The 14,524-nt window shown below is 70.1% G+C and carries 16 protein-coding genes and 1 pseudogene; 9 read left to right on the forward strand and 8 right to left on the reverse strand.

Annotation, left to right across the window (positions count from 1 at the left end):
* Positions 1–12: 12 nt before the first annotated feature.
* The 3 genes from OG943_RS11700 to OG943_RS11710 form a co-directional block, all read right to left on the reverse strand.
* A complete protein-coding gene (locus OG943_RS11700) occupies positions 13–651 on the reverse strand; it encodes a hypothetical protein (RefSeq protein ID WP_328609754.1) in 639 nt (212 codons plus the stop codon).
* A gap of 129 nt (positions 652–780) precedes the next feature.
* Complete coding sequence (locus OG943_RS11705; protein WP_328609755.1) at positions 781–969, reverse strand: hypothetical protein; 189 nt, start codon at positions 967–969, stop codon at positions 781–783.
* 67 nt (positions 970–1,036) lie between these two features.
* Positions 1,037–2,041, reverse strand: a complete 1,005-nt coding sequence (locus OG943_RS11710; protein ID WP_328609756.1) for a cation diffusion facilitator family transporter — start codon at positions 2,039–2,041, stop codon at positions 1,037–1,039.
* Positions 2,042–2,108: 67 nt separating this feature from the next.
* Here OG943_RS11710 and OG943_RS11715 point away from each other — a divergent pair, with 67 nt between their 5' ends.
* Positions 2,109–2,471, forward strand: coding sequence for an ArsR/SmtB family transcription factor (locus OG943_RS11715; protein WP_328609757.1), 363 nt, complete (start codon positions 2,109–2,111; stop codon positions 2,469–2,471).
* 152 nt (positions 2,472–2,623) lie between these two features.
* On the opposite strand, the pseudogene OG943_RS48325 reads toward OG943_RS11715, so the two are convergent.
* Positions 2,624–2,737 (reverse strand): annotated as a pseudogene (locus OG943_RS48325) (VOC family protein); the annotation flags it as partial.
* Positions 2,738–3,072: 335 nt separating this feature from the next.
* Between OG943_RS48325 and OG943_RS11720 the strand changes: the two are divergent.
* From OG943_RS11720 to OG943_RS11735, 4 genes are all read left to right on the forward strand, one after another.
* The gene (locus tag OG943_RS11720; RefSeq protein WP_328609758.1) at positions 3,073–3,453 is read left to right on the forward strand and encodes a hypothetical protein; all 381 of its coding nucleotides are present in this window, start codon (positions 3,073–3,075) and stop codon (positions 3,451–3,453) included.
* Positions 3,454–3,590: 137 nt separating this feature from the next.
* Positions 3,591–3,902 (forward strand): hypothetical protein, encoded by a 312-nt coding sequence (locus OG943_RS11725; protein ID WP_328609759.1) that lies wholly within the window; start codon positions 3,591–3,593, stop codon positions 3,900–3,902.
* Positions 3,903–4,433: 531 nt separating this feature from the next.
* On the forward strand, positions 4,434–5,039 hold the full coding sequence (locus OG943_RS11730; RefSeq protein ID WP_328609760.1) for a hypothetical protein: 606 nt from the start codon (positions 4,434–4,436) through the stop codon (positions 5,037–5,039).
* 47 nt (positions 5,040–5,086) lie between these two features.
* Positions 5,087–6,796: an ABC transporter ATP-binding protein gene (locus tag OG943_RS11735; RefSeq protein ID WP_328609761.1), complete on the forward strand. Its 1,710-nt coding sequence runs from the start codon at positions 5,087–5,089 to the stop codon at positions 6,794–6,796.
* Here the strand turns inward: OG943_RS11735 and OG943_RS11740 are convergent.
* Positions 6,793–8,145 carry a hypothetical protein gene (locus tag OG943_RS11740; protein ID WP_328609762.1) on the reverse strand — a complete coding sequence of 451 codons (1,353 nt, stop codon included), beginning with the start codon at positions 8,143–8,145 and terminating at the stop codon, positions 6,793–6,795. The genes OG943_RS11735 and OG943_RS11740 overlap by 4 nt on opposite strands.
* A gap of 439 nt (positions 8,146–8,584) precedes the next feature.
* Between OG943_RS11740 and OG943_RS11745 the strand changes: the two genes are divergently transcribed.
* Positions 8,585–8,938, forward strand: a complete 354-nt coding sequence (locus OG943_RS11745; protein WP_328609763.1) for a hypothetical protein — start codon at positions 8,585–8,587, stop codon at positions 8,936–8,938.
* A 66-nt stretch (positions 8,939–9,004) separates the two neighbouring features.
* Here the strand turns inward: OG943_RS11745 and OG943_RS11750 are convergent, their stop codons facing one another.
* Both OG943_RS11750 and OG943_RS11755 read right to left on the reverse strand, forming a co-directional pair.
* Positions 9,005–9,439 carry a VOC family protein gene (locus OG943_RS11750; protein ID WP_328609764.1) on the reverse strand — a complete coding sequence of 145 codons (435 nt, stop codon included), beginning with the start codon at positions 9,437–9,439 and terminating at the stop codon, positions 9,005–9,007.
* Between the two features lie 88 nt (positions 9,440–9,527).
* Complete coding sequence (locus tag OG943_RS11755) at positions 9,528–10,151, reverse strand: helix-turn-helix domain-containing protein (protein WP_328609765.1); 624 nt, start codon at positions 10,149–10,151, stop codon at positions 9,528–9,530.
* Between the two features lie 130 nt (positions 10,152–10,281).
* Between OG943_RS11755 and OG943_RS11760 the strand changes: the two genes are divergently transcribed.
* Complete coding sequence (locus OG943_RS11760) at positions 10,282–10,971, forward strand: class I SAM-dependent methyltransferase (protein ID WP_328609766.1); 690 nt, start codon at positions 10,282–10,284, stop codon at positions 10,969–10,971.
* Between the two features lie 71 nt (positions 10,972–11,042).
* Here the strand turns inward: OG943_RS11760 and OG943_RS11765 are convergent, their stop codons facing one another.
* Complete coding sequence (locus OG943_RS11765) at positions 11,043–11,498, reverse strand: single-stranded DNA-binding protein (RefSeq protein ID WP_328609767.1); 456 nt, start codon at positions 11,496–11,498, stop codon at positions 11,043–11,045.
* A gap of 297 nt (positions 11,499–11,795) precedes the next feature.
* Between OG943_RS11765 and OG943_RS11770 the strand changes: the two genes are divergently transcribed.
* Both OG943_RS11770 and OG943_RS11775 read left to right on the forward strand, forming a co-directional pair.
* On the forward strand, positions 11,796–14,021 hold the full coding sequence (locus OG943_RS11770) for a glycoside hydrolase family 15 protein (RefSeq protein WP_328609768.1): 2,226 nt from the start codon (positions 11,796–11,798) through the stop codon (positions 14,019–14,021).
* A 79-nt stretch (positions 14,022–14,100) separates the two neighbouring features.
* Complete coding sequence (locus tag OG943_RS11775; RefSeq protein WP_328609769.1) at positions 14,101–14,484, forward strand: VOC family protein; 384 nt, start codon at positions 14,101–14,103, stop codon at positions 14,482–14,484.
* Positions 14,485–14,524 lie beyond the last annotated feature (40 nt).

A 14,524-nucleotide genomic window follows, 5' to 3' on the forward strand; every position in this document is an offset into this window, starting at 1 on the left:
ACGCCCGGCCGGTTACGAGAGGGCGGCCAGCAGTCCGAAGTAGACGGCGCCGCCGACCACCGCGCCGAGCAGGGCCCCGCTCACCACCTGCGCGGCGGTGTGGGCGGCCAGCTCGACGCGCGACCAGCCCACCCACGCCAGGAACGGGACCAGCAGGAGCAGCCACGGCCCGCAGACCCAGATCAGCATCACCGTCGCCCCGGCCGCGACCACGGCGTGGATCGAGATCTTGAACTTCAGCGCCGACGTGATCCCCAGCGCCACGACCAGGCAGGCCAGCTCGGCGGCGGTGAGCGCCACCATCTCGTGCGGCGCGCCGCCGGCGATCAGGATGACGAACCCGGCGGCCAGCGAGGCGAAGCAGAACGCGAGCGGCACCAGCCGCCCCGCCCGGTTGGCGACATGGTGGCCGTCCCACTTCCCGCGCCGGGCCCCGCGCACGATGACGGCCATCGGGATCAGCGACCCGGTCACGCCCACCACGAGCCTCCACAGCAACGCCGCCCCGGCCCGGTGCCCGGTCACCTGCCACGCGACCACCAGCGGCAGCCCGAGCGCCCACACCCACGGCGCGAGCACCTCGGTCCCGACCCGGGCGAACACCCGCCGCCTGCTCCGGTTGCCGGACACGGAAGGCACGGTGGACGACATGGGTGCTGGTCTCCTCGGTTCGGTCACCGCCGGCGGGGTGCTGCCGGCGTGGCGCCGATGCGACCACGGCGATCCTGGCGTTGCCGGTGTCGCCGCCGGCGGTGCGGGGTGTTGCCGGGCGCAGCGATGTTACCGAGGCGGGGCCGGAGCGTGGGCGGTGGTGCTCTGGGGGTAGTGCGGTCCGTCCGCCCGGCTCTGTTCTCCGCGTCCGGAACCGGCGTTGTCCGCGCGGACGAGCCACCACTGGAGCACCCGCAGCACGAGCGCGAGCAGCACACACAGGCCCACCAGCAGCAACGACCAGCCGAAGTCACTCATTCACAGCCTTCTCTCGTGAGGGACGAGAGTCAGCCTGCCGACGCGTGCGGGCCGCCGCCCGCGGTGCTCACGCTTCCTTGACAGCGGGGGCGGCGATGTTGACGTCAGCCGCCGGGTGGGCGTGGATGAGCGCGCGGGTGAGCCGGGGGAGCGCGGCCGAGAGGCGGTGCTCGGCGGCGTGCGCGATGCCGTGCGCCTCCGCCAGCGATCGTGACGGATCGACGCAGACCTGGGCCTCGGCGGCGAGCGAGTGCCCGATCCAGCGCAGCCGCACCTCGTCCACGCCGACGACGCCGGGGGTGTCCGCCAGTGCGTGCTCCGCGTCGTCGACCAGGTGCGGGTCCACGGCGTCGAGCAGCCGGCCGAACACCTCCCGCGCGGCGTCGCGCAGCACGACGACGATCGCGGCCGTGATCAGCAGGCCGACCACCGGGTCCGCCCAGGTCCAGCCGACGAGCGCCCCGCCCGCGGCCAGCACGACGGCGAGGCTCGCGAAGCCGTCGGTCCGCGCGTGCAGCCCGTCCGCGACGAGCGCCGCCGAGCCGATCCGCCGCCCGACCCGGATGCGGTACCGGGCGACCAGCTCGTTGCCCGCGAAGCCGATCACGCCGGCGAGCGCCACCCAGCCGGCGCCGGTCATCGCGCGCGGGTGCACGAGCCGGTCGACGGCCTGCCAGCCCGCGAGCACCGCGGACCCGCCCATGACGAGCAGGATCACCAGGCCGGCGAGATCCTCCGCGCGGCCGAGGCCGTGCGTGAATCGGCGGGTCTCTTTCCGGCGCGCCAGCAGGAACGCGACGGCCAGCGGCACGGCCGTCAGCGCGTCGGCGAAGTTGTGCAGCGTGTCGCCGAGCAGCGCGACGGAACCGGTGAACGCCACGACGACGAGCTGCGCCGCCGCGGTGGCCAGCAGCACCGCGAACGACAGCCACAACGCCCGCATCCCGGCACGGCTCGCCTCGAGCGCGCTGTCGACGAGGTCGCCGGAGTCATGGCTGTGCGGCTTCAGCGCGTGGCGCAGCTTGGCCCACCGCGTCGGCGGGTGCCCGTGTCCGTGCCCGTGGGTGGTCATGCCGGAACGGTAGCAGAACGCATGAAGACGTGTTCATGTCTAGGGTGGTGTTCTAGGCTCCTTGCTCATGGGACACGGGGTCGAGGGCCGGCACAGCCCGGCGGGGCCGCTGGACGCGACTTCCGCGGCGGCGGTCGCGACGACGTTGCAGGCGCTCGCCACGCCCAGCCGGCTGCTGATCCTGAGCGCGCTGCGCCAGCAGCCCCTGGCGGTCGGCGACCTGGTGGAGGCGGTCGGCATGGAGCAGTCCGCGGTGTCGCACCAGTTGCGGCTGCTGCGGAATCTCGGGCTCGTCGTCGGCACGCGCAACGGGCGCAGCATCGTCTACAGCCTTTACGACAGCCACGTCGCGCAGCTGCTCGACGAAGCCGTCTACCACAGCGAGCACCTGCGACTCGGCTACGTCGACCGGCCGGGCGAGACCGGCTAGCGACCGGCGACCCGTGTGCCCGGGACGAACTGGCCCAGGCGCCTATCAGGGCGTTCCGTTCGACGGCGTCCCGGCCGCCGACGGGCCGGGCGTCACGGTCTGACGCCCCGAGCCCGCCGCCGGAGTCCTCGCCGCCAAGGCTTGTCGGCGCCTCAGCCGATGCAGAACTCGTGGCCTTCGATGTCCTGCATCGCGATGCAGGACTCGTTGACGCCATCGGCAAGCAGCACCTGGTTCTTGACGACCTTGCCTTCCGGTACTTGCTGTGAAGACGTAGGAGCTGGACGGTCACTCTATGACCGAGCGGAGTTTGACCGGGTACGTGGCACTGTACTGCCGGATCTCGGTGGATCGCGCGGGCCGCAAAGAGGGCGTCGCGGCGCAAGAGTGATGGGGACGGAAGTACGCGGCGGAGATGTGGCCGGGCATACCGGTGCGCGTGTTTGCGGACAACCACCTCACAGCGGCCGAGAACGACGTTCACCGGCCGCAGTAAGAGCTACTGCGTGAGGCGATCGTCCGGGTCGAGGTCGCGCACCTGTGGACGGTCGAGCAGTACCGGGTTGAGCGCTGGGAGATCGCATGGTTTCAGCTGGCCGCGATGATGGACGCGGCAGGCATCGCCGAGTTGCACACCAACCGGGACGGCATCGTCCGGGTACGCGATGACGTAGCCGGGATCAAGGCCGTGCTGGGTGCCGGTGAGGTGCGCAGACTCAAGCAGCGGATCAATGACACGTTGGCGAAAAGGGCCGCACTCGGCGAGCCTGCGGGTAGCCGCCTGTTCGGCTACAAGCACGCCAAGACCGAGGACGGCACCAAGACCTACGCAGCGGTACCGGATGAGGCCGACGCAATCCGGCAAGCGGCCGAGTGGGTGCTCTCGGGGTGGTCGCTGTCCAACATCGCGGCCGAACTACGGCAGCGCGGGTTGCGCGGCGCGCACGCGGTGAGATCACCGCAGGTTCGGTGCGGGGCATGATCGTTGCTTCGACGATCGCGGGGCAGTGGGTGTAACGGGGCCAGATCGACGGCAAAGGCACCTACCCCATCGGTATCCAGCACAAGGGCAACAAAGGACGCCGCTACCTGCTGACCGGCGGCCTGGCCGTGTGCGGGGTGTGCGATCACAAGCTGATCGGCTCGCTCAAGCAGATGGGCAAACGGCATTTGCCGTACCTGAATTGCCATCCGAACACGGGCGGCCGAGGGTGCACCGGGATCATGTTGGAGGGCACAGAAAAGTACGTGCTTGACCAGTTGTGGGCCAAGCTGGACAAGCCTGAGTTTCTGAACGCGATCGCGGCCGACGCGCACGCCGCGTGCCGCGACGGGATCGCCAAGTCGCTGGATGGGTTGGACGCACGGCGGACCGAGCTGGCCGAGCTGCCACCCCCGGTGTTCAATGTGGACATCGCGGGCGCGCGGTAGGCGCGGCCGGACATGACGTTGGACGAACAGCGGGAGTTCGTGCGGCTGTTCATCGAGAACCACGGGTGTTCGATCCGGACTCCCGGGTCAAGATCAAATGGCGGTCGCGGTAACCTCTCCGATCTCCAACGCCGGTTCGCTGCTGTTTCAAGCAGTCTCAGATATCTTTGGCCGGGCGCTGCGGACGTGGCTGCTCACTTCCCACGGCCGTGCCTGCAGTAGCGTCTCTGACGCGTTGCCGTGCCATGGCGCGGCTCTCACAATGCGTGCTGCCTTCGCCAGGGTGTGAGCGTCGCCCGCGGCACGGATCGAGCTACCCGGGCCGTGCTCGCCGTGTGCCTTCTCCGAACCCGGGTTCCCGGGTGCGGCGGTCATCAGGTGCCGCCCGGATCATCAGAGAGGGACCATCCCCCACTCCGCGATACCCCGTCATCTGAGCCGTTGTCCGGGTTGTCGCCGGAGTGGGTCCCCGGCGTCCCTGACTGGCGTTTCTGCTGGTGAGGGCAGGGACTTTCGGGCAGGGGCAATGCGATGAACACCGGCAAGACAACGGCAGCGGTGCACCTGGTGCGCGGCCTGAGCCAGGCCGGCTACCGGGTCGGTGCGGCCAAGGTGACCGGCACCGTTTCCTACGAGGACGTCCTCGCCATGCACGATGCGGGCGCGGTCGTCACGCACGACTTCACCGACTGCGGATACGCCACCACCGTCGGGTTGGGCATCGGCCAACTGCGTGGCCTGTTCGGCGGGCTGATCGCCGAACTCACCCGTGGCGGCAGCGAGGTCATCGTGATCGAGGTCGCGGACGGACTGCTGCAAACCGAAACCGCCGCGCTGCTGCGCGACGCCGAGTGCCGGCGCTGGCTGGACGGCGTGCTGTTCGCCACCCGCGACGCGCTCGGCGCGATCGAGGGCGTGCGCAGGCTGCGGGAATGGGGTCTGCCGGTGCTCGGACTCAGCGGCGTACTCACCTCGTCGCCACTCGCGATGGCCGAAACCCGTGACACCGTGAACCTGCCGATCTACCTGTCCACCGAGATCTTCGAATCCGGCAGGAGCGGCGCAGGCCTGCTGTCCGACCCGGACACCGCCATCGGACTGCTACGAGTGGTGGACGGACGGACCGACATGCCGTGACCAGCCCCGACGACTCGGCCCCACCGCCGGCAGGCCGGCAGTTCGACATGCCGAGTGCCATCGGGGCCGGCCGGCGACGGATGCTGCTCTGGCTGGTGCTGGTCGGGGTGGCGCAGTCGACATGCGTGGTCGCGTTCGCCGTCCTGCTGCGCGTACTGGTCGACCACGTCGAGCATCCGGCGCGGACCGTCGTGCGGCAGGTCGGCATCTACGCGCCGATCGAGCGGTGGTCCACGAGCTGGCTGCTCATCGCGCTCGCGGTGACCTCGGCAGTGACGGTGTTGCTCAAGGCGCTCAGCCCGCCGATGGGGGAGCGCCTCGCGCAAAGCTACGTGCATGCTGTTCGGGTCCGGCTGTTCGATCATGTTTCCGGCAGCCAGAACTGGGCGGCGGACCGGCGCGCGGTCGGCGTTACCGTGCTGCGGTTCACCGGTGACTCGGCAGCGCTGCGCAACTGGGCGGGCGAAGGCGTTGCCGCGCTGGTGGTCGACGGCGTTTTCGTGGTGTGCACGATGGGCGTGCTCGCGGTCATGCTCCCGGCGGCCGGCGCCGCCGCGGCCGGCTGGCTGGTGATCTGCCTCGGGGTCGCGCTGCTGTTCGGCAGGGCGTTGCGGAGCCGGGTCAGGGAGGCGCGTCGGCAGACCGGCCGGTTGGCCTCCTTCGTCAACGAGCGAGTCACCTACGCGGCGGTGATGCAGTCGCTCGGCCGGATTCGCCGGGAGCGTCGCCTATTGTCCCGGCACAGCAGGCGATTCAGCGAGGCGATGGTCCGCCAGGCCGGCTCGGTCGGCAGGCTCGTCGCGACGGCCGAGGCGGCCAGGATCGGGATCGTGGTCGCGGTGATCGGTGCCGCGGTCGAGGTCGGCGCGCGGGCGGACGTCATCACCTCGCTGGTATCCATCGCCGGGTTTCTCGGCGGCCCGCTGGTCTCGCTGACCCAGGCGCAGGAGGCCTGGCAGCGCTCGAAGATCGCCCGCCTCCGCATCACCGAGGTGATCGGCACCCCGGCCCTGCTCAGCCCGCCGGAGAAGGCACCGAAACTGGCCGACGGGCCTGGGCGACTGGAACTGGTCGATCTTCGGTTGCCGGGTGTGCGCTCCGGCGCGGACGCGGTTGTCGAACCGGGACAGCGGGTCGCGCTGCACGGTCCGCCCGGCGCCGGCAAGTCACTGCTGCTCGCGGTGATCGCCCGGCTGCACTCGGCCGACGGCGGCTCGGTGCTGCTGGACGGGCAGGATCTCGCCACCCACGATCCGGCATCGGTGGGAAGGGCGATCCGGCTGGTCACCCCGGACCTGCCGCTGCTACGCGGCACTGTGCGGGTCAACCTCGGCCACGGGAACGTGCCGCAGCGAGACCTCGACGAGTCGACTGCGACCCGGCTGGACGCGCTCGCGGCCTTCCAGCACCGGTTGGAGACCGCGCTCGCCGAGTCGCTACCGCACGGTCTCGCCACCCGCGTCGGCGAGGGTGGCCACGGCCTGTCCCGCGCGGGCCGGTACCAGGTCAGCCTGGCGCGGGCGTTGCGCGGCGCGCCTCGGGTGCTGCTGCTGGACTGGCCGGCCTCGGAGACCGCGCTCGCCGAGGACCTGCTCGACGAGCTGTTCGACAGCTACCCCGGCGTGCTGGTCTGCGTGACCGGCAACGCCGACCTGCCTGGCCGCGCCGATCTGCACTGGAGCGTCGAGGCGGAAACCCTGACCGTGCACAAAGCCTGCCACCCGATCATCCGGGATGTTGCACCTCCTCTTGGCTAAGAGGGGAGGACCCCTGTTACCTGATCCGTCGAAATCGTTCTGTCTACCGAAGGCAAATTCTTTTGCCCGTAGGGTGTGCCGTAGGCGTTGTTCCCCACATTGACCGGAACAGTGACACCTCCGTCAATCGGCGACGCCGGCCGGTCCACGTCCGCGCTCATGAGGGCGATTCTGTTGACCGCCAGGGGGGTGGTGGATTCGGACCAGACCGCGGCGTGTGTGGTGTGGGCGCTGGTCTCGGAGCCGCCGGCGATCCTGCCCACGCTGTTGATGGACGAGCCGGCGCTGCCCATGCCGCCGGCCAAGGTCCTGAGGTCGGTCGGGGTGCCGTAGTTCCCGCTACCGTCGCGCATCCACATCACCGTGTGCAGATCGCCATCGGCGAGTTCAGCGGTGCCGACGACGGCCCCGGCGGAGTTGATCCCGTTCGCCGCGCTGGTGCCCCCGTTCGGGAGCGTGCCCAGGTCGATGGCGCTGGTGTAGCCGGTCGCGGTGGATTTCCACACCACGGCGTGCACCGTGCCGGTGCCGGTCTCCGCGTAGCCGGCGATCGTGCTGGTGTCGATCTCCAACGCGACGCTCAGGTTGCCGCTGGGAAGGGTGCCCAGGTCGATCGGCGGTTTGTAGCCGGTACTGGTGGGCTTCCACACCACCGCGTGCGTCTTGCCGCCGGTGTCCGCGACACCCGCGACGTTGCCGGCGTCGTCCACGGAGGAGGCAATCGAGGTGTGTCCGCCGGCCAGCACGCCCAAATCCACGGCGCCCGCGTAGCCGCCGAGCAGGCCGGGCTTCCACGCGGTCGCGTGGGTCGTGCCGCCGAGCGCTTCCGAACTGCCGGACACGACACCGCCGGCGTTGACTCCGGTGGCGGAGCTGGTGGAGCCGCCGAGCAGGGTGCCGAGATCGAGGGGGCGGTTGTAGCCGGTGCCGGCCGGGGTCCAGACGACGGCGTGCAGGTCGTCAGCGGAGGTGATCGAGTGGCCGGCGACGATGCCCGCCGCATTGATCGCGGTCGCGTCGCTGTCGTTCTCGAGCGCGCCCAGGTCGAGCGGGGTGCCGTAGCCCCCGCCGGCGACCGGCCTCCAGACGACCGCGTGCGTCTGTCCGCCGGTGAGCTCGGACACGCCGACGATCAGGCCCGGACTGGCGCTGCTGATGGCGGCGGCGCGGCTGTCGTGGCCGCCGGGGAGTGTGCCGAGGTCTGTCGGTGCGGTCGCCGCTGCCGCCGGGGCTGGTGGCCCGATCAGGCAGATCACCAGTCCGGAGACCGCCGCGATGGCGAGTATGCGCATTCTGGTGCGGATCCAGCGGGCCGGCGTCGCCGGTAGCCGCAGGAATTCGTCGGGCATTTCGAACCCTTTCACGCTTACGTTGGTGCAGCGAATTTTCCGTCGGCGGCTACGCGCTCCCTTCCCTGTCGTTGCAATATATCTGCACGCACTAATGATTTGTCAGGCGTGCTGCGACGAGTTGACTCGATCGAATGAATGCGCCCTCGTTCGATTAGAGTTTGTCCGCGATAATGAAATGTGGTGATACTGTCGCGTGATTTCTGAGGGGCTCGATGTGGATCTTGCTATTGAGGTGAAGATGACCCACTGTCCGGCTGCGTTCGCGCAGCTAACTAAATATACCAACCTGCGCCACGATCGAGTGAAGATCGCGAACAGCCATCACGCTGGCCCAAGAGTGCGTCACTCGCTCGATGAATTGACGGAAATTTTGGCCGCAGTGTAGCGTGATATCGGAACTCTCTGGGATTGTTCCTAATTTAATTAAGGGGCAAATGTGCGCAAGAGAAACGTAATTGCCACGATGGTGACGTTTGGGGCTATGTTACTTTCCGCGAGCGCGTTCGGCGGAGCTTCGGCCACCGCGGCACCGGCCGCGCCGACCGGTGTGCCACTGCCACCGTCGTCGTGCTCTGCCGTGTACTTCGACATCGAACTCGGCCAGGGGGTCGACGTCTTCTGCAACCAGGCGCCGGCCACTTACCAGGTGATTGCCCAGTGCAACAACGGCGTAGAATTCTGGTCGTCGGATGGCACGGTGACCGTGGCGTATGCCGCACCGTCGATCGCCCTCTGTCGTGGTGGACTGCTCGCTCCCGCGGAGATCATCAGCTATTACGTCATCGAGTAGGCGAATTTCGGCGGCAGTGCCCGGCGGATTGACCGCCGGGCACCTGTCGTGTGCGTGGGGCGTGCCTCAGTCGAGGCAGAACTCGTGGCCCTCGATGTCCTGCATCACGATGCAGGACTCGTTGATGCCATCGGCAAGCAGCACCCGCTCGCGCACCGCGCCGAGCGCGATCAGCCGGGTGCACTCGGCCTCAAGAGTGGCGAGGCGCTCGTCACCCACGAGCCCGGTGCCGACCCGCACGTCGAGGTGCACCCGGTTCTTGACGACCTTGCCTTCGGGAACGCGCTGGAAAAACAGCCGCGGGCCCACCCCCGTGGGATCAACGCAGGCAAACGCCGAACCCTGACTCTCGGGCGGCAGCGAGCGATCGAACTCGGCCCAAGAGGCGAACCCCTCCGGCGGCGGCGGTACGACGTACCCCAGCACCTCGCACCAGAAACGAGCGACCCGCTCAGGTTCCGCGCAATCGAAGGTGACCTGGAACTGCTTGACTGACCCCATCGGTCCACCATAGTGGGCGCGCGCCGCGCACCGAGACCCCGGATGTCATCGCCGCGCGGGCCGCGGTCCCGCGTGGACACTGCGTGACTCACCCGATACGGGGGATGCGCCGGGCTGCGTGACGGTCCTCCGGGCGGTATCGGGCCTTGATGTGGACGCGTTCGCCCTGCGGGCCGAGGATGCTGAGGAACTCCACTGGGCGCTCGTCGGCGTTGCCGAACCAGTGCGGGAGGTGCGTGTCGAATTCGGCGACCTCGCCGTCTCTGAGGACGAAGTCCTTGTCGCCGAGTATGACGCGCAGGCGGCCATTGAGGACGTACAGCCAGTGGTAACCCTCGTGTGATCGCGGATCGGGCTCGCGGCCGTCGGTCAGACCGGCGGGGACGATGTGCTTGAACGCCTGCAGCCCGCCGGGATTGTGCGTCAACGGGAGGACGGTCATGCCGTTGCGGGTCCGCGGCCGCGGATGCACCCGGGGGTCGAGCTCGGCCGGGGCGCCGACCAGCTCGTCGATCGGCACCTGGTAGGCCCTGGCCAACGGCAGCAGGAGTTCCAGGCCCGGTTTGCGGTGCCCGGACTCCAGCCGCGACAGGGTGCTGATCGGAATTCCGGTGGTCTCCGACAAGGCGCTCAGGGTGGCGCCGCGGCGGCGGCGCAACCCCCGCAACCGGGGCCCGACCGCGGCCAGCACGGCGTCGACGTCCTCGCTCATGCGTTCACTCTGCCCCGCGCTTTGCGTTTTCCGCAAAGAACTTTGCTTCATTGCCAAAGTGGGCGGACTTTGGGGTTGGCAACAGCCGCCCCGCGCGGACCGCCCAGGAACCAACGAGAGGCCGAACGCCATGGACACCCGACGCTGGGACGAGATGTACCGCAGCCGCGACCGGATATTCAGCGGTAACCCCAACGGAGTCCTCGTCGCCGAGACCGTCGGCCTGCCACCGGGCCAGGCGCTCGACGTCGGCTGCGGTGAAGGCGCCGACGCACTCTGGCTGGCCCGCCACGGCTGGCAGGTCACCGCGGTCGACGTGTCCGAGACCGCCCTGCGCCGTGGCGCCGCCGCCACCGCAGCTGCCGCCACCGCTGCTGCCGCTGCCACGGACATCGCCGCCGCTGAGATCGCCGCTGCCACGGACATCAAGAGCCGGCTGGCGTGGGCACGAGCCGACCTCACCGTTATGCCGCTCCCAGCTGCCTCCTTCGACCTGGTGTCCATCCAGTACTTCCCGCTCCGGCGCGAGCCGGGCCACGCGGTGCTGCGCGGCCTGCTGAACGCCGTCGCCCCTGGCGGCACCCTGCTCTTCGCCACCCACGCCCTCGCGGATCCGGCTCCTCGTCAGGGGGAGGACCACCGCAACGACCACGGGGAGGGCTTCGACCCCGCCGACTACTACCAACCCGACACCATCGCCCATCTCCTCGACTCCACCTGGAACATCCTGACCAACGAAACCCGCCCCCGCGTCACCCCCGCTCCCGCCGGCACACACCACACCCACGACGCCGTCCTGCGAGCACAACGCCTGCCCTGAGGTCGACTGTCGTGTGTGGACAGTCCGAGCTGAAGCAGAGAGCCGGACCGTGCGAGCCCAACCGCGGGGCGTCAGAACGGCGGATCGCCAGCCCCGGCGCTCGCGGTGGCCGGAGTGGTGGACCAAGTGCCGTCGGAGCCTTCCGGAGACGCCGAGGTGGAGCGGGCGACGCGGTTCACCGTGGTGGTGGCGTAGCGCAGCGACGGGCCGATCTCGTCCACCTGGAGTTCGACGACCGTGCGCTTCTCGCCCTCTTTCGTTTCGAAGGAGCGCTGCACCAGGCGGCCCTGCACGATCACGCGGGTGCCGCGCGTCAGCGACTCCGCCGCGTTTTCCGCGGCCTGGCGCCACAGGCTGCAGCGGAGGAACAGCGCCTCGCCGTCTTTCCATTCGTTGGTCTGGCGGTCGAGGGCGCGCGGGGTCGACGCGACGGTGAAGCTCGCGACCGCGGCGCCGGTGGCGGTGAAACGCAGCTCCGGATCGGACGTGAGGTTCCCGACGACGGTGATGACGGTGTCTCCGGCCATGGCTCTTCTCCTGGGTTCCCGGCGGCGCCTCGGGGCGGGCGGCCGCTCTCGGGAGACAGGAGACCATCCGGGTACGACAATTTCGGGCCGCCGGACGTCACCCCATCAGGTGGTTCGGTGGCTGTCCGGCCGGCCACCGCGCCGGAACGGGCGGGGATCAGCACCCCGCGGACGAGCGTGACCTGGCGCTTTCCGCGATCGCCCGCCTGAACCGTCCCGGTTCCCGCCGTTCGGCCGTTGTCCCGCGGCCCCGGGCGGCGGCACCATGGCCAGGCCGCCGAAGCCGAAGGGAACCGGATGAGGACGTGGACGAAGACCCGCGCGGTCGTGGTGACAGTGCTGGCCGCGTCGGCCGTGGTCGCGGCCCCGGCGACGGCCGCGACCGGGCCCGCGACGGACTGCTGCGGCGGCCCGTCGTCGTGGACGACCGGGGACAAGTCCGCGCTCGGCACGGCCGCGGCGGGCACCGCGAGCCCGGTCTGGTACACCGTCGCCAACGGCGTCACGTCGGAGGTCTTCTACCCGCGCGCCGATGTCCCGAACATGCAGGACATGCAGTACGTCGTCACCGACGGCTCCTCCTTCGTCGACCTGGAGCGCGACGCGACGGACCACGTCGTCTCGATGCCCGATGAGAAGGCGCTCGAGTACACCGTCACCAACACCGCGAAGAGCGGCAAGTACCGGATCACCACGACCTACCTGACCGACCCGGCCCGCGCGACGCTCGTGACGCGCACGCGCTTCCAGTCGCTCGACGGCGGCAGCTACCGGCTGTTCCTGCTGGCCAACCCGTCGATGGCGGGCGGCGCCGCGAACGACACCGCGTCGTGGGACGGCACCGGGCTGGTCGCGAGCGGGACGGAGAACCTGTTCGGCACCAGCACGACGGTTGTGTCGTCGCTGCAGTCCTCGCTCGGCTTTTCCGCGCACGACAACGGGTATTCCGGCGCGGCCAGCGACTGCCTCACGGACCTGCGCGCCGACAAGACGCTGAGCAACCAGTTCGACGGCGTCTCCGGCGCCGGCAACGTCGTCCAGTGTGGACAGATCCCGGTCGCGGCGGACACCACGTTCACGGTCGCGCTCGGGTACGGCGCCAGCGCGGCGGCCGCGAGCGGGGCGGCGAGCGGTTCGCTGTCGAGCGGGTTCGCGAGCCTCGAAAGCGGCTACCGGTCGGGCTGGAACTCCTACGTCGGCGGCCTGAAACCGGCCCCGGCCAGCGTCTCCGGCGACACGCAGCGGCGCCGCGCGTACTACGTGGCCGCGATGGGGCTGCACGCCGCCGAGGACAAGACGCACCCGGGGGCGAGCGTCGCGGGCCTGGCCACGCCGTGGGGTGACGTCGTGAACGGCGACAGCCTCAACGACGGTTACCACCGCGTCTGGGGCCGTGACCTGTACCAGCAGGCGACCGGCCTGTTCGCCGCCGGCGACACCGCGCAGCCCCGGCGGATGGCGGAGTTCCTGTGGAACTCGCAGTGGATCGGCTCGCCGACCGCGGGCGACGGCACGACGTACGCCGCGGGCGCGTTCCCGCGCTACAGCCCGGTCAGCGGCGTCGCCGGGGCGAGCGGGCAGCTGCTCGGCTGCTGCGAACAGCTGGACCAGGACGCCGACGCGATCGTGCTGGCCTGGCTGACCGGGCTCACGGACTCCGCGACGTACACGAAGGTCAAGCTCACCGCCGAGCACATCCGGACCACCGGCCCGGCCACCACGGAACGGTGGGAGGAGCAGGCCGGCCGCTCGCCGTCGTCGATCGCGGCGGAGATCGCCGGGCTGGTCGCGGCGGGAGCGATCGCGCGGGCCAACGGCGACACCACGAGCGCGGCGACGTGGGAGTCCACCGCGGACTCCTGGCGCGGCTCGCTCGACTCGTGGACGGTCACCAGCTCCGGCTACTGGGGCGGGCACAAGTACTACGAACGGATCGAGAAGGGCACCGACCCCGACGACGGCGGCCAGATCTGCTTCGACGAAGGCTGTTTCTACGAGCACGACGTCGTCGACTTCGGCTTCCTCGACCTGGTCCGGCTCGGCATCCGGCCGGCCGCCGACCCGACCATCGCGGCGTCCGTCACGGCCACCGCGGCGGCCTCGGACAGCAACGCGCCGATGCCGGTCACGCTGCCGGACGGCGACGTCTACTTCCACCGCTACCCGCACGACAACTACGGCGAGAGCACCACGGCGTGCACCGGCTGGCCGGCGAACGGCCCGCAGCGCTTCGGGCGGCTGTGGCCGGTGCTGTCGGGGGAGCGGGGCGAGTACGAGCTGGCCAACGGCCGGTCCGCGGCGGTCTACCTGAAGTCCATGGCGGACGCGGCGAACGACGGGTACTTCGTGCCCGAGCAGGTGTGGGACCGCGCCGCCGCCGCCTGCTTCGGCCTCGGCCGCCCGACGGGCAGCGCCGCCCCGCTGATGTGGGCGGAGGGGCAGTACCTGCGGCTGGCGCAGAGCATCGACGCCGGGCACAACGTGGACACGCCTTCGGTGGTGAAGGACCGCTACGGCACCTGAGTCACACTCCACCCCAGGCCCGCGACCAGCTGCCGGTCAAGCCCGCGACAAGGGCGTGCTCACGAGGCAGACTGCGTGGATGAAATCACGAACCGGTGGCATGTGGTGGGGGACGGCGATCGAGGCGCCGGACCCCGGTGGCTTGGCGAGGTTCTACGCCGAACTCCTGGGCTGGCACATCGGGCACGATGAGCCCGGAACGGCCGTCGTCGCCGCCTCTCCGCAAGGACCTTTCTTCGTGTTCCAGCAGGCGGACGGTTATCGCGCTCCGGTCTGGCCGCCGGCCGCCGGGGACCAGCGTCCGATGATGCACTTCGACTTCCAGGTCGGCGATCTGGACTCGGCGGTCGCCGAGGCAGTGGCCCTGGGAGCCGTTCTGGCGGAGCACCAGCCACAGGAGAACGTCCGGGTGCTCTTCGATCCCGCCGGCCACCCCTTCTGCCTGTGCTTCGACGGGGCATGACCCGGCTCGGATCAGCACCGGAACGCGAGTAGCACGAGCC

It is taken from the genome of Amycolatopsis sp. NBC_00345 (assembly GCF_036116635.1).
Classification (GTDB): domain Bacteria; phylum Actinomycetota; class Actinomycetes; order Mycobacteriales; family Pseudonocardiaceae; genus Amycolatopsis.

Excerpts from the sequence above, each read along its gene's own strand:
- OG943_RS11700 (WP_328609754.1), bottom strand. The coding sequence starts at position 651 with ATGTCGTCCACCGTGCCTTCCGTGTCCGGCAACCGGAGCAGGCGGCGG.
- OG943_RS11705 (WP_328609755.1), bottom strand. The coding sequence starts at position 969 with ATGAGTGACTTCGGCTGGTCGTTGCTGCTGGTGGGCCTGTGTGTGCTG.
- OG943_RS11710 (WP_328609756.1), bottom strand. The coding sequence starts at position 2,041 with ATGACCACCCACGGGCACGGACACGGGCACCCGCCGACGCGGTGGGCC.
- OG943_RS11715 (WP_328609757.1), top strand. The coding sequence starts at position 2,109 with ATGGGACACGGGGTCGAGGGCCGGCACAGCCCGGCGGGGCCGCTGGAC.
- OG943_RS11720 (WP_328609758.1), top strand. The coding sequence starts at position 3,073 with ATGATGGACGCGGCAGGCATCGCCGAGTTGCACACCAACCGGGACGGC.
- OG943_RS11730 (WP_328609760.1), top strand. The coding sequence starts at position 4,434 with ATGAACACCGGCAAGACAACGGCAGCGGTGCACCTGGTGCGCGGCCTG.
- OG943_RS11735 (WP_328609761.1), top strand. The coding sequence starts at position 5,087 with ATGCCGAGTGCCATCGGGGCCGGCCGGCGACGGATGCTGCTCTGGCTG.
- OG943_RS11740 (WP_328609762.1), bottom strand. The coding sequence starts at position 8,145 with ATGCCCGACGAATTCCTGCGGCTACCGGCGACGCCGGCCCGCTGGATC.
- OG943_RS11750 (WP_328609764.1), bottom strand. The coding sequence starts at position 9,439 with ATGGGGTCAGTCAAGCAGTTCCAGGTCACCTTCGATTGCGCGGAACCT.
- OG943_RS11755 (WP_328609765.1), bottom strand. The coding sequence starts at position 10,151 with ATGAGCGAGGACGTCGACGCCGTGCTGGCCGCGGTCGGGCCCCGGTTG.
- OG943_RS11760 (WP_328609766.1), top strand. The coding sequence starts at position 10,282 with ATGGACACCCGACGCTGGGACGAGATGTACCGCAGCCGCGACCGGATA.
- OG943_RS11765 (WP_328609767.1), bottom strand. The coding sequence starts at position 11,498 with ATGGCCGGAGACACCGTCATCACCGTCGTCGGGAACCTCACGTCCGAT.
- OG943_RS11770 (WP_328609768.1), top strand. The coding sequence starts at position 11,796 with ATGAGGACGTGGACGAAGACCCGCGCGGTCGTGGTGACAGTGCTGGCC.
- OG943_RS11775 (WP_328609769.1), top strand. The coding sequence starts at position 14,101 with ATGAAATCACGAACCGGTGGCATGTGGTGGGGGACGGCGATCGAGGCG.